Below are 13,270 nucleotides of genomic sequence, written 5' to 3' on the forward strand. Positions count from 1 at the left end.
ATCAGTCGCGGTCTTGGTCGTAGACGATCGACGTGTTCGACACGGTCTCGGCGTCCAGCGGGACTTCGTCGGACTCGACTCCGGCTCCGCTCTGCGGACTCACGTGTGTCTCCCCGTTCCATCCGGGATGGAAGAAGCCGACCCCTTGCTCGGGGAACTCGATGGCAGCCACGTGCCGGTTCGAGACGCTGGACGGAAGCTGCGACTGGACGGATTTCGCGGTGTTCAGCCTCGAGATTCTCTCGGAGCGCAGCGCTCCGTCGGAGCCGCCCGCACCGGGGTTGGCATCGGTGAGCCAGACGATCGCCTCGACGGTCGCATCCCCATCCGTCGACTCGACGTGGGCGCTCCCGACGCCCGCATACTGGACCCCTGCGACCGCCGGTCCCGATGGGACGCACGTCACCGTGTGGACGCGGTCGAGCGAGACGCTGACGCCCGTTCCGCTTCCGGACGCCTCGAAGCGGAGGTCGACGTCCTCTCCGACGGGACACGAAAGGGTGAGGTCGACCGTCCCACTTCCGCCCTTCGGGAGACTGTCAGGGTAGTCAGCCGAGGCGATCTCGGTTCGTGTTCCCTCGGGATCTAACAGGGAGACGGTGACATCGAACTCGTCGAGGTCGTCGTCGAACTGGTTCCGGTACTCGACGACGGGGGTTGGATCGCCGTCCTGTACCGCGTCCGTGACCGGATCGTACCCGAGATACGCGCTCTCATCGCCGGTGACGTTCACCGCGAGCCCGCGGTCGGCAGTCATCGCGGAGAAGCCAGCGGTGCCAAAGATCAGCCCGAGCACCGCCGCGAACGCGAGGGCAATGCTCAACGCGCGCAGGGCGCTCACGCGGGTCGACGGTGTTCGGATTGCTGTGCTCATTCGTGCGCGTGGAGTTCGGTCGGCTTTTCAGTGTGGCCGAGTCGCGTTCGGCGGCCGATGAAGTGATGGGCGATCGCTGAGACGCTGAACGCAGTCGCCGCGAACAGGCCGACACTGAGCGACGAGAGCGCCGCGAATCCCGGGATGTCGGTCATCACGGCGAATAAGAGCGCGGCGCAGACGCCGACGAGTCCGAGGTAGTAGGTGCTCCACGGGATCTCTCTGCTCCGGAGCACCTCGACGTAGATCTCGAGGTTCCTCAGCTCGTCGGTCGGTCGAATCATGTTCTCTGTGTCGTCGACCGCGACGACGTTGTTCTCTTCGAGCTTTGGAATGTGTATCCGCTGTAACGTGCTGTACACGTTTCGGCGCTCCTCGTACGTGACCTCCTCCGGCTCGACGCCGCGTTCCCACGCGGTGACGTGCCGCGAGAGCTCGGACACGCCGATCGGACGCTCTGCGTGTTTCAGCGCGTGGATCACGTACCGGCGGCGGCGGTTCGAGAGGACGTCGAAGATCTCTTCATCGGAGAGTTCACCTCGGTTCTCGTTCGATACTTCCGCTGGGGTAGTGGCGGCCGATATTGATTCTGACATGATTGGCTATCGGTCTGAGACGCCCATGCGACGCGGGCTGTGTTCGCACGATCGTGTGCGGGGCTCCCTCATAAACAGGTAGGATAGTTTATATTTCGTATCATGAATACTGACATGAGATGGCGCTCCCTATGAATCGTTAGTAGCCGTTTATCATTCGGTAGGGGCCATATACGGGGTTTCAGGGTGGAGTTGTGGGGTTCGATGTGAATGCTTGAATCGAGTCGAGAGCCGTATACCATGTTACAAGATCTCACCGGTGCCGGTTGCGGGGACAGCCTGCGCTCCAACGGGAGACGGTTGTGCTGCAACGACTTCGTCCCGCCTTCACATCGGGAATATCATAACGAAGTACCACCCTGCATATGGGTTATTTGAGCGCTCCCGGCCCGGACGTTCGGGTTGCGGGGGTGCGTGAACACAGGTGAGATACGATATGGAACGACGCAAATTCGTGATCGGCGCAGGTGCATTGGCAACTGGAAGCGCGGCTGCAATGGGTACGGGGGCTGTGTCTCAATTTAATTCAGGCGATCGAGCCATTGAAATTGAAACAGTCGGTGACGCATCCGCATACATCGCTCTGCAGCGGCCTGATAGTGGTCTCAGCGACGGAGGCGATACGCGAAACGGGAATTTTGTCGAGTACGAGGATGAGAAGCTGAGTCTTGATTTCACTAGCGACAACCCAACGAGTGCGCGTAGTGGGGATCCTGAAGAAGGAAATTCGTTAGGCGGCGATGGCGTGAATCCGGATTCGACTTACTGGTTCGACGGGACATTCGAGATCCGAAACCTGTCGAATAACTCTGGGAGTGGCGTTGGTGAAATTGATGTGTGGATCACTGAAAGTATTGACGGTGTGACTTTTTATACCGGTAGTTCTCCCGGAAACCGAACAAAACTAAGCCAAAATAATTCTGAAAGTTTGAGTCCTGGTCAGGCAGTTGCCGTTGGTGTCAAAATAGACCAAAGTAACCTTAGCAGCGACAATATTGACGAAAGCTTCCAAGTCGTTGCTGAGGAACAGGGTAACGGATTGTAGAGATAGGACGCGCCGTATCTATTTTAACATATTTAGCCCCGTTTAGACGCTTCCGACGACGTGTGTTTGTATCTATGTTGGGTGAATTGGACCTGTCTGTAAGACCCTTCTAGCATCTGCACTGCGTCTAAAAAGGTCTTATATCTGAATAGACTACGCTCCGCCGTCGGTGTACGCTCGGTCGCCGAGCACGCGCTCCGCCCGTTCGTTCGCTTCGGCCGGTGTCGGGCAGCCTCCGGCGACGACTTCGTCGGAGAGCTTGCTGGCGAGGGTGTACACCGCGGTCCCGTCGGCGTCCGCGGCGACGCGCTCGAACGTCGGGCGGTAGCCGGCGGCCGCGCGCTGTCCGGTCTCGTCGAGCGAGGCGTCGATGGCGTACTCGAGCTGACGAACCGCTTCCTCGGGTTCCATACACCACTCTTCCACTCGGACCTACTTAAAGGTACTCGGATTCGGAATTGAGTTAATACTCGCGGGACCTCCCGACTCACAGTCGTCGGACGGCGTCGAGTCGCCGCCGGATCCGATCCGTCGGATCGACGTTTATACGCGTGAGGCGCGCGGAGCGCATCGACATGAGCGATACAGAGGTTCGTGCCGTCGTCGCCGAGCGCGCTGCGCGGGCCGGTGCGGCGGTCGCAAACGAGCGCTTCCGGGACGGCGTCGACGTGGAGCGCAAGGGCCGGGACGACGTGGTCACCGAGGCCGACCGGGCGGCCCAGCGCACCGTGATCGCCGAGATACGCGAGTCGTTCCCGGACGACGCGGTCGTGGGCGAGGAGGAGGACGAACGCAAGACGGTCCCCGAGACGGGCGCGGCGTGGGTGATCGACCCGATCGACGGCACGCACAACTACGTCCGCGACATTCGGGTGTGGTGCACCGCGGTCGCGGCCGTCGTCGACGGCGAGCCCGTCGCGGCCGCGGTCGTCGCGCCCGCGCTCGGCGACGCCTACACCGCGGACGCCGACGGCGCGTACCGCAACGGCGAGCGGATGACCGTCAGCGGCGTGCGAGACCCCCGCCGCGGCGTCGTCGACCCGACGCTGTGGTGGGACCACGACTCGCGCGACGAGTACGCCCGCGCCTGCGAGGCGATCGTCGAGGGATTCGGGGATATGCGCCGGCTCGGCGCGGCACAGGTCGTGCTCCCGACGGTCGCCGCGGGCGGGCTGGAGGGAACGATCTCGAACCTGCGGGCGAACCCGTGGGACTCGGTCGCAGGCGTGTTCATGGTCCGCCAGGCGGGCGGGAAAGCGACCGACTTGGACGGAAACCGCTGGCGACACGACTCGACGGGACTCGTCGTCTCGAACGGGCACCTCCACGACGAGGTGCTCGCCGCCGCCCGAGCGATCGAGGAACTGGATTGAGCGCGGGCGAGGAACTGGACCGAGTGCGAGCGCTACAACGCGGATTCCAGCGCGTCCATCGTCTCTTCCACGCGTTCGACTCGTGCGTTATGTCCCATATGTCCGACCCGCAGAACATCGTTCGACAGCTCTCCGAGCCCGGTCGCGACGAGCACGTCGTGCTCCTCGTGGAGCGCCGTTTGTACGGCCTCTGCACGGTCGGGGACGTGAAACGCGGTCACGGTCGGGGAACTGCGCTCCGGGTCCGGATACGGCTCTAGCCCAATTTCTCTGCCGCGCTCGCGACACCGTGTCGCGGCGGTCCGGTGACGGTCGTGAACCGCGTCGAGGCCCTCCGAGAGGAGTAACGAGAGTGCCTCGTCGAGTGCGACGACCTCGGTCGTGAGATGGGTGTACGGGAATCCTCCGGAGGTATCCCGCCACGGCAGGAAATTCGTATACAACGTGTGCGGATCCCGCTCTTCCATCGCCGCCCACGCGCGATCGCTGATAGCGGCGGTCGTGAGTCCCGGCGGCGCGCTGAAACACTTCTGTGAGGCCCCGAGACAGACGTCGATCCGCTCGGTCGGCACGGGCGTCCCGCCGAGGGAGGAGACCGCGTCGACGACGGTGATAACCCCCGAGTCCGGATCTCCACCGGCAACTCCGTCCCCGGTTCCGGCCCCCTCCAGCGCGTCGAGCGCGGGACCGAGATCGTTGAGCGTCCCCGTCGGCGTCTCACAGTGGACCATCGTCGCGATATCGAACCGGTCGGGCTCGTCCGCGAGACGTGATTCGAGGTCGGCGATCGGGAGCGGTTCGTCGTAGTCGGCCGCGACCAGCGTCGCTTCCCCGCCGTACTGCTCGACGAAGTCGGCGAATCCGTCGCCGTAAAGCCCGTTTGAGAGACACAACACCTCGGTACCCGGCTCGACGAGTGAGGCGATCGCGGCCTCTAGACCCAGAATCCCCTCACCGCCGGGGACGACGATGTCATGGACCCCGTCGCGCTCGGCTTCCGCTCCGCCGCTGACGTCGTTGACGCCGTCGATGCCGTTGACATCGTCGACGCCGTACACCGTCGCCAGTCGGGCAGTGACCCGGCTGTATATCTCCCGAAACGCGGGATCGACGTCAGGATTGATCAGCTCGCGGCTCATCGCCTCGCGGACGGGTTCGGGGACCGCGGTCGGTCCCGGCGTCATGAGCATACGCTCTCACTCGTCGCCGTCGGGATAAGCGCGCGGACTACTCGAAGCCACCGACAATTGTGCTACCGTACCACACGCATACACATATATGTCGGGAGGGTGCACGTCCAAACATGACACGCAGCCGTCACCGCAGCGCGTGGCCGACCCCCTCCATTCGTCGGGACGAGTTCGGCGATGGCCCGGAGGCGTAGATGTCCCGCCAGCGCTACGGCGGGTTCCTCCTCGGTGCGCTCGTCTTCGTCGCCGTCGCGAGCCTCGGCGTCGGTGCGTTCGCCGGGTTCGGAGTCGCACAGGATGACCGAGCCGCACAGAGCGACGTGGTCGCGCAGACAGACGCCTCGTTCGTTCGCGGCGAGCCGGATCTGAACGTGTATGCCCCCGATTCGACGCTCTCTCCGGGGACCGCGACGGAGCTCACACTCCAAGTCGCGAACGACGGCGAGGTGGCCGCCGGCTCCGACGCCCGACGCGCTACCGTGACGACCGCCCGGAGCGTCGTCGTTGAGGTCCGGCCGCGCAACTCCCCGCTGGTCATCGAGACCGGGCGCGTCGCCGTCGGCTCGATCCCGGACGGCGGCGTCAGAGACGTCCCGATTGCGGTCCGAGTGCCGGCGGACGCCGAGCCGGGCGAGTACGACGTGGACGTGCGGCTCCGGTACTCCCACACGTTCCTCTCTGCCCCGCAGAGCGGCGTCGTGCAGGACCGTTCGCGGTCGACGACCGAGCGCGTCTCGGTGACCGTCGACGACGCCCCCCGATTCGCGGTGGGGACCGTCGCGTCGGACGTGCAGGTCGGCGACGCCGGAACGGTCACGGCGAACGTGACGAACGTCGGGGCCCGAGCGGCTCGTGACCTCTCGGTCGAACTCGTGGCCAGCAGTCCCGATCTCACGCTCGGCGAGACGGACCGGAACACGGCGCGAATCGATCGGCTCGATCCCGGTGAGACGGCGGCGGTCGAGTTCCCGGCACGCGTTCGTGCCGACGCGCCAGTTCGGCCGTTCGATCTCACCGCCGCCGTCCGATACACTGCCCCCGATGGCGTCCGCGGCGCCCACGAGGGGATCCCCGTCGGCTTCGAGCCGCGGCCCGAGCAGTCGTTCACGCTCGCGGTCGAGGAGTCGACGCTCCGCGTCGGCGAGACGGGAACGGTCCGAGGAACGATCCGGAACGACGGCCCGACCGACGTGAGCGGCGTGGTGCTCGCGGTCGACGACTCGACGTTCGTCCCGCGCAGTCCGCGGTACGCCGTCGGCGACCTCGGGGCGGGCGAAACGGCCGCGTTCCGGTTCCGCGGCGAGGTCCCCGACGCGGCCGACGCGGTGCCACAGCAGGTGGGACTCTCGACGAGCTACCGGACCGCCGCCAGCAACGAGCGCGTGGCGGCGTCGTCCGTCCGCGTCGACGTGGCCGAGCGCCGCGACGCGGTGCGGGTCGCTCCGGTCGATCCGACGTTCACGGCCGGGGACGACGGCGTGTTACGCCTCAACGTGACCAATCAGCGCGACGTGGAACTGCGGGACGTCTCGCTCACGCTCGCGGTCGAGGCGCCGCTGGACAGCGAGTTTCGGACGACGGTGATTCCATCGCTGGCACCGGGCGAGACGGGACAGGTCGCGTTCGACGTCGAGGTCGACGGCGCCGCACCGGAGAGCCGGTACCCCGCGACGGTGACGACCGATTACACGGACCTCGACGGCGTCCGCGTGACCGGTGACACCGCGACGGTCGCCGTTTCGGTCGTCCCCTCGTCCGGCGGTGAGTTCCCCGCAGAGGTCGTCGTGCTCGTCGTCCTCCTGATCGTCGTCGCCGGCGGCGCGTGGTGGTACTATGTCCGATGAGCCCGCCTCGCCGCTCGTCGTCGAGGGGCTGACGAAGGATTACGGGAGCGTCCTCGCGAACGACGACGTCTCGTTCACCGTCAATCGCGGCGAGATATTCGGCTTCCTCGGCCCCAACGGCGCGGGCAAGTCGACGACGATCCGCCTCCTCCTCGGACTGCTGAAGCCCACGTCCGGGACCGCGCGGGTGCTCGGAGCCGACATCGGCGACGAGGTCGCCCTGACCGAAGCCAAACGGCGTATCGGCTACCTCCCGGCGCAGCTCGGATTCGACGAGACGGCGACCGGTGAGACGGTGCTCGATTACCACGGCGCGGTCAAAGGCGAGAGTCGCCGCGAGGAGCTGCTTTCGGTGTTCACCCCGCCGGTGGAGCGACCGATACGCGAGTACTCGACCGGGAACAAGCGGATGCTCGGGCTCGTGCAGGCGTTCATGCACGACCCCGATCTCGTCATCATGGACGAGCCCACCGCCGGGCTCGACCCGCTGAAACAGGAGGGGTTCAACGAGTTCGTCCGGCGCGAGCGCGACCGCGGCACGACGATATTCTTCTCGTCGCACGTGCTGAGCGAGGTCCGCCGGATCTGCGACCGCGTCGGCATCCTCCGCGAGGGATCGCTCGTCGAGCTGGAAGGAATCGAGGCGCTGCTGGACCGCGGGGGAAAACACGTCCGTATCCACGCGAGCGACGCGGCGATCGAGGCCATCACCGCGCTCGACGGGGTCGTCGACCCGACGCCGTTCGCGGAGGGTGCACAGTTCATCTACGCCGGAGACCCGAACGCCCTCCTGCGCGAACTCGCGGCCCACGACGTCCGCGACATCGAGATCGGCGAGCCGCCGATCGAGGACGTGTTCGTGCACTACTACGGCGAGGATGGCGGCGGCGACGATCGCCGAACGGCCGACGCCGACGGCGCCGGTGGTGTCGACGATTCGGTGGAGCGGGAGGGGGAGCGGGAGGAGGGGCCGGCGGATGTTTGAGACGGCGCGGTACGAGGCGAGACGGAAGGTACGCGGGGCGGCGATACTCACCGCCGGCGTGTCGGCGTACTCCGGCTTCATCGTCTGGTACTTCAGCGTCTTGGAGGGCGTCGACTACGAGGACATCTTCGAGGAGCTCCCGCCCGCGATGCTGGAGGCGTTCGGCATCGAGAGCCTCTCGACGGTCGAGGGGTTTCTCGGCGCGCAGGTGTTCAATTTCGTGTGGCTGCTCGGCTTGGGGCTGTACTTCGCGTACGTGGGCGGCGGCACCATCGCGGGCGACGTCGAGTCGGAGCGGATGGACCTGCTGCTGTCGTTTCCGGTGACGCGCTCGCGGCTCCTCGTGGAGAAGTTCGCCGCGCTCTCGGTGCCGATGCTCGCCGTCAACGTCCTCGGCGGCCCGATCATCTACCTGTTCGTCGTCGCGATCGGCGAGACGATCGCGGTCGGAAACCTCGTCGCGGCGCACCTGTTGTCGATTCCCTACCTCCTCGTGTGTGCGGGCATCGGCTTCGCCTTCTCGGTCGCCGTCGACCGCGCGGCGATCGCCGAGCGGGCCGCCGTCGGAACCGTGTTCGTGTTGTACCTCGTCGAGTCGGTCGTCGGCGGGGCCGACGCCTACGACTGGATCCAGTACCTGAGCCCGACGCAGTACTACGAACCGACGCCGATACTCATCGACGGCTCGTACGACCTCATCGATACGGTCATCCTCCTCGTCGCGTTCGTCGGACTCCTCATCCTCTCACAGGCGCTGTTCGAGCGCCGAGATATCTGAGGCGTCGCGGATCCCTCCGCCCGTATCCGGAGAAATCGGTTATCTACGGCTGTGAAACGGGGTAACAGCCGTTTGATTCTCCGGTGGCGGTCGACACGTTCATATATTTCTGTCGCCTGGTTTTGGGCAAGATGATGCTGCCGACCCACGTGATCGCCGGAATGCTCCTCGCCGCCCCGCTGGTGTGGATAGCGCCGGAGTTCGCGACGGTCGGGTTCGCGGCGGGCGCGCTCGGCGGGCTCTTCCCCGATCTCGACATGTACACCGGCCACCGGAAGACCCTCCACTACCCCGTGTATTACTCCGTACTCGCCGTGGTCGCTCTCCTCGTCGCGGTCGTCGCACCGTCGACGGTGACGGTGGGAGCCGCGCTGTTCCTGCTCGGAGCGGCGCTTCACAGCTTCTCCGACGTGTACGGTGGCGGCTTAGAGCTCCGGCCGTGGGAAGGGACATCGGACCGCGCGGTGTACGATCACTACCGCCGCCGTTGGATCGCCCCACGCGGCAGGATCCCGTACGACGGCTCCTATCAGGACCTCGCGCTGGCGACCGGCCTGTCGCTCCCGCTGTTGTACCTCGTCGACGGGACGCTCCGACAGGTGGTGATCGCATCGCTGCTCGTCGCGATCGTGTACACCGTTCTCCGCCGGTACCTCGCGGAGCTCACGGCCCGGATCATTCCGCTATTGCCGCCGGCGCTGACGCCGCATCTCCCCGAGCGGTACAACGAGAGCGACGACCGATAGCCGATCGGTTGAGCGGTCGTACCGGGTACGATCGGGCGGTTGTGGTGGCTCCGATTCGGACGTATTTGTGTGTGTAAAACCCACGTACACACATCTCTAGACGAATCGAGCGGCGACGCTCATCGGCGATCGCTGATCACGGTCCGGTACCCATTCGGTGTGTACACTACTCGCTCACACGTTGACTGTCGAGTCGGGCGATCCGTTGAATACTATCGCTCGGACTCTCTCGGTCGAATAACTGACTCATAAGTTATCTATGGTGCTCCGTCCGTCATGGAGATATAGTATTGTATATTTAGCCCAAAACCGTTATATCCTGCCGCCTGTTACGAGCAGATACATGAGCGCAATCGATCCGATGCGGTCCGCGGACTCGGCCGTCACACTTGGGGGGAATCGCCGATGACCGGCACGGAGTTGCTTCCCGGCGCGTCGCCGTCGATGGCCGCGCTGGCCGTCATCTCGGTCGTTCTCGTCGAAGCGGCCGTGCTGTACGTCGGGTACGGATTCTTGGAAGAGAAACTCGGCCCGACCGTGTTCAGGCGACTCGAACGGATCTAATGTTCGAGCTACTCGGCTTGAGCTCCGGCCTGTTCGCCCTCTTCGTCGCCTTCGGGTTCATGGTCGGCGTGTTCTTCGGCTTCTTCGGAATGGGCGGGTCGTTTCTCGTCACGCCCGCGCTGCTGATCCTCGGGTATCCAGCCCCGGTCGCCATCGGCAGTTCGATGGCGTTCGTCTTCGGAACGGCGGTGATCGCGACGATGAAACACCACGACGCCGGCCAAGTGGACTACCGGCTCGGCGCGTTGATGTTCGTGGGTATCACCCTCGGCATCGAGCTCGGCAGCCGACTGGTGTTCGGACTCGAAGTGCTCGGCATCGCCAACGTCGTGATCGGCACCGCCTACGTCCTCCTGCTCGCGGCTATCGGAGTCCTGTTCACCCGGAGCGCGATGAACCAGGACGACGACGAGGCGGACGACGCGGACGATACGGACGACGCGGGCGCGGGCGGCCCCAGCGACGACGTCCCCGGAATCGCTCGGAAGATCCAGTCGTACAACATTCCGCCGATGATGACGCTGGCCGACGGGAGCAAGGCGTCGCTGTGGACGATCTCCGGAGTCGGCGGCGGCGTCGGGCTCGTTTCCGGCTTTCTCGGCGTGGGCGGCGGCTTCGTGCGGATGCCGGCCATCTACTACGTGATCGGCACCTCGCTGGCGGCCGCGGTCGGGACCAGCCTGTTCGGCGGGTTGATGTCCGGTGCGATCGGCGCGTTCACGTACGGCCGCTCCGGCGTTATCGACCTCGGAATCGTCACCGCGCTGCTCTTGGGCAGCGCGCTCGGCGCGCGGATCGGCTCCGGCGCGACCGCGTACGTCAACGAGGACGACGTGACGATCTACTTCGGCATCATGCTCCTGTTGGCGAGTTTCGCGGTCGGCCTCGGGGAGCTCGCGACGTGGCTCGCGATGCCGATTCTCGATCAGATCAGCTTCGTCATCCTGATCGGCTCCTCGCTTCTGGTTTGCGGAGTCATTCTCTACCACGGCGCGCTGGCGGTCCGGCGTCGCCGCGGCGTCGCGACCTCGGCCTAACTGCTGACGGCGTCGCCTCTTGATGTATGGTATTGTAATAACTATCCAAAACTATTATCTGCGGGGGGCGCGTACGGTATGGTGATGAGTTCAACCGAATCCGTCCCCACGGAACCGATACAGCTGACAGACGCCGCCGACTTCGACGATCTCGTGGCCGACCACGCCGTCGTCCTCGTCGACTTCTACGCCGACTGGTGCGGCCCGTGTCAGATGATGGAACCGACGATCGAGTCGATCGCCGCCGAGACCGACGCCGCCGTCGTGAAGGTCGACGTCGACGTCCACCAAGCGCTCGCCTCGCAGTACGGGGTACAGGGAATTCCCACCCTCCTCGTCTTCGCGAACGGCGAGCTCGCCGAGCGCATGGTCGGCGCACAGACCGAACAGGCGCTCACCCAGACCGTCGCAGGGTATACCGCCTGAATGAGCGTCTCCGAGCTCGACGCTGACGGGATGACCCCTCGCGAGCTGCGCGCGGACGTCCCGGCGCTCGCGGACGCCGCCTACTTCAATTTCGGCGCGCACGGACCGAGCCCGGAGTACGTCGTCGACGCGGCGGCCGACTACATCGCTGACCAGGAGTACGGCTCGGCGACGACCGACCCGTACACGCACGCCTTCGAGACGTACGAGGCGGTCCGCGAGCGCATCGCCGACTTCGTCGGGGCCGAGCCGGACGAGATCGCCCTCACCGAGAGCACGACCGACGGGATCAACCGGATCGCCGGGGCGATCGACTGGCGGCCCGGCGACGTCGTCGTCCGGACCGACCTCGAACATCCCGCGGGTATCCTGCCGTGGAAGCGGCTCGAACGCGAGGGCGTCGAGGTCCGCGTCCTCGAGACCGAGAACGGCCGGATCGATCGCGACGCGTACACCGAGGCCGTGGCCGACGCGCGACTCGTCTGCTTCAGCGCGATCACGTGGACGCACGGGACGCGACTCCCGGTCGCCGACCTCGTGGAGATCGCCGACGAGGCCGGCGCGTTCACTCTCGTCGACGCCGTGCAGTCGCCCGGGCAGGGGCCGATGAACGTCGCCGAGTGGGGCGCCGACGCGGTCGCCGCGGCCGGTCACAAGTGGGTCCTCGGCCCGTGGGGGGCCGGGTTCCTGTACGTCGACCGCGACGCCGCGACCGAGCTGGCCCCGCGAGCGGTCGGCTACCGAAGCGTCGAGGCGCCGAACGCGCCCGACATCGAGTACAAGGCGGGCGCGAAGCGCTTCGAGGTCGGATCGACGACCGCGGCCGCGCACGTCGGGCTGGTCGAGGCGCTCGACGCGATCGAGGCCGTCGGGCTCGACGCGATCGCGGCCCGCATCCAGACGCTCACCGACCGCCTGAAGGCGGGCGTGCCCGCCGGTAGGCTGCTGAGTCCCCGACGGTACGAATCGGGTCTCGTCACGATCGACGTCGACGACCCCGAGGCGACCGTCGAACGACTCGCCGACGAGGGGATCGTCGTCCGGTCGCTCCCGCATCCCGACGGGATCCGCGCCTCCGTCCACGCGGTCTCGACCGAGGCCGAGATCGACCGGCTGCTCGACGCGCTCGAAGCCGAGTGGTGAGGCCGGTCCGCTCTCGCTTTTCCTCCGCAATCGGACGCGTTTTAGTGTTCGCCGTGCAAGACCGCATATGGGTTTCCACACGTTCGACGCCGACAAGGCGGCTCGCTTGGAGCGTCCCGAGGTCAGATACCGCTGGGTGTCGGCCGAGGAGCTGATCGGACCGCTGCTGGCTGGCGCCGAGTCCGCGTCCGCCGACTTGGACGCCGTCGCCGACCTCGGCAGCGGCACCGGATTTTATACCGACGACCTCGCGCCACACGCCGAGACCGTCTACGGCGTCGACGTGCAGGCCGAGATGCACGAATTCTACCGCGAGAAGGGCGTCCCGGAGAACGTCGAACTCGTCGCGAGCGACGTCGCGGACCTCCCCTTCGCGGACGGCGAACTCGACGGTGCGGTCTCGACGATGACGTACCACGAGTTCGCGAGCCCGGCGGCGACCGCCGAGCTCGCCCGAGTGCTCGACCCGGGCGCGCCGCTCGTGATCTTCGACTGGTCCGCCGCGGGGGACGGCGAGCACGGTCCGTCGGCCGACGAACGGTACGCCGCGAGCGACGCGGTCGAGGCGTTGGAGACCGAAGGGTTTGACATCGTTACCGCCGCCGAGCGCACGGAGACGTTCGGCGTAGTTGCTCGCGCGCCGTAACAGAGCCGAACCGCGCTCATTCT

15 protein-coding genes are annotated in these 13,270 nt (G+C 66.0%); 11 read left to right on the forward strand and 4 right to left on the reverse strand.

Annotation, left to right across the window (positions count from 1 at the left end):
* Position 1 precedes the first annotated feature (1 nt).
* Both ACNSN4_RS11740 and ACNSN4_RS11745 read right to left on the reverse strand, forming a co-directional pair.
* A complete protein-coding gene (locus ACNSN4_RS11740) occupies positions 2 to 874 on the reverse strand; it encodes a hypothetical protein (RefSeq protein ID WP_418286004.1) in 873 nt (290 codons plus the stop codon).
* Positions 871 to 1,470, reverse strand: coding sequence for a DUF7344 domain-containing protein (locus ACNSN4_RS11745; RefSeq protein WP_418286005.1), 600 nt, complete (start codon positions 1,468 to 1,470; stop codon positions 871 to 873). The genes ACNSN4_RS11740 and ACNSN4_RS11745 overlap by 4 nt, the downstream gene beginning before the upstream one ends.
* A gap of 436 nt (positions 1,471 to 1,906) precedes the next feature.
* Between ACNSN4_RS11745 and ACNSN4_RS11750 the strand changes: the two genes are divergently transcribed.
* The gene (locus ACNSN4_RS11750; RefSeq protein WP_418286006.1) at positions 1,907 to 2,515 is read left to right on the forward strand and encodes a DUF1102 domain-containing protein; all 609 of its coding nucleotides are present in this window, start codon (positions 1,907 to 1,909) and stop codon (positions 2,513 to 2,515) included.
* Positions 2,516 to 2,668: 153 nt separating this feature from the next.
* Here ACNSN4_RS11750 and ACNSN4_RS11755 read toward each other — a convergent pair whose 3' ends face one another.
* On the reverse strand, positions 2,669 to 2,926 hold the full coding sequence (locus ACNSN4_RS11755; protein ID WP_418286007.1) for a hypothetical protein: 258 nt from the start codon (positions 2,924 to 2,926) through the stop codon (positions 2,669 to 2,671).
* A 164-nt stretch (positions 2,927 to 3,090) separates the two neighbouring features.
* On the opposite strand from ACNSN4_RS11755, the gene ACNSN4_RS11760 reads away from it, so the two are divergent.
* On the forward strand, positions 3,091 to 3,888 hold the full coding sequence (locus tag ACNSN4_RS11760) for an inositol monophosphatase family protein (RefSeq protein WP_418286008.1): 798 nt from the start codon (positions 3,091 to 3,093) through the stop codon (positions 3,886 to 3,888).
* 32 nt (positions 3,889 to 3,920) lie between these two features.
* Here ACNSN4_RS11760 and ACNSN4_RS11765 read toward each other — a convergent pair whose 3' ends face one another.
* Complete coding sequence (locus ACNSN4_RS11765) at positions 3,921 to 5,078, reverse strand: pyridoxal-phosphate-dependent aminotransferase family protein (protein ID WP_418286009.1); 1,158 nt, start codon at positions 5,076 to 5,078, stop codon at positions 3,921 to 3,923.
* 194 nt (positions 5,079 to 5,272) lie between these two features.
* On the opposite strand from ACNSN4_RS11765, the gene ACNSN4_RS11770 reads away from it, so the two are divergent.
* The 9 genes from ACNSN4_RS11770 to ACNSN4_RS11810 all read left to right on the forward strand — a co-directional run bounded on the left by ACNSN4_RS11770 (position 5,273) and on the right by ACNSN4_RS11810 (position 13,247).
* A complete protein-coding gene (locus ACNSN4_RS11770; RefSeq protein ID WP_418286010.1) occupies positions 5,273 to 6,922 on the forward strand; it encodes a COG1361 S-layer family protein in 1,650 nt (549 codons plus the stop codon).
* Positions 6,912 to 7,907 carry an ABC transporter ATP-binding protein gene (locus ACNSN4_RS11775; RefSeq protein ID WP_418286011.1) on the forward strand — a complete coding sequence of 332 codons (996 nt, stop codon included), beginning with the start codon at positions 6,912 to 6,914 and terminating at the stop codon, positions 7,905 to 7,907. The genes ACNSN4_RS11770 and ACNSN4_RS11775 overlap by 11 nt, the downstream gene beginning before the upstream one ends.
* Positions 7,900 to 8,685 carry an ABC transporter permease subunit gene (locus tag ACNSN4_RS11780; protein WP_418286012.1) on the forward strand — a complete coding sequence of 262 codons (786 nt, stop codon included), beginning with the start codon at positions 7,900 to 7,902 and terminating at the stop codon, positions 8,683 to 8,685. The genes ACNSN4_RS11775 and ACNSN4_RS11780 overlap by 8 nt, the downstream gene beginning before the upstream one ends.
* A 131-nt stretch (positions 8,686 to 8,816) precedes the next feature.
* Entirely contained in the window at positions 8,817 to 9,431 is a 615-nt protein-coding gene (locus ACNSN4_RS11785) for a metal-dependent hydrolase (protein WP_418286013.1), read from the forward strand.
* 405 nt (positions 9,432 to 9,836) lie between these two features.
* A complete protein-coding gene (locus ACNSN4_RS11790; RefSeq protein ID WP_418286014.1) occupies positions 9,837 to 9,995 on the forward strand; it encodes a DUF7512 family protein in 159 nt (52 codons plus the stop codon).
* Positions 9,995 to 11,032, forward strand: coding sequence for a TSUP family transporter (locus ACNSN4_RS11795; protein WP_418286015.1), 1,038 nt, complete (start codon positions 9,995 to 9,997; stop codon positions 11,030 to 11,032). Before ACNSN4_RS11790 ends, ACNSN4_RS11795 begins: the two co-directional genes overlap by 1 nt.
* An 84-nt stretch (positions 11,033 to 11,116) precedes the next feature.
* Positions 11,117 to 11,458, forward strand: coding sequence for a thioredoxin (gene trxA, locus ACNSN4_RS11800; RefSeq protein ID WP_418286016.1), 342 nt, complete (start codon positions 11,117 to 11,119; stop codon positions 11,456 to 11,458).
* Positions 11,459 to 12,601 carry an aminotransferase class V-fold PLP-dependent enzyme gene (locus ACNSN4_RS11805; RefSeq protein WP_418286017.1) on the forward strand — a complete coding sequence of 381 codons (1,143 nt, stop codon included), beginning with the start codon at positions 11,459 to 11,461 and terminating at the stop codon, positions 12,599 to 12,601.
* A 67-nt stretch (positions 12,602 to 12,668) separates the two neighbouring features.
* Complete coding sequence (locus ACNSN4_RS11810; protein ID WP_418286018.1) at positions 12,669 to 13,247, forward strand: class I SAM-dependent methyltransferase; 579 nt, start codon at positions 12,669 to 12,671, stop codon at positions 13,245 to 13,247.
* The last annotated feature ends 23 nt before the right edge of the window (positions 13,248 to 13,270 follow it).

It is taken from the genome of Halorubrum marinum, from assembly GCF_048381195.1.
GTDB lineage: Archaea > Halobacteriota > Halobacteria > Halobacteriales > Haloferacaceae > Halorubrum.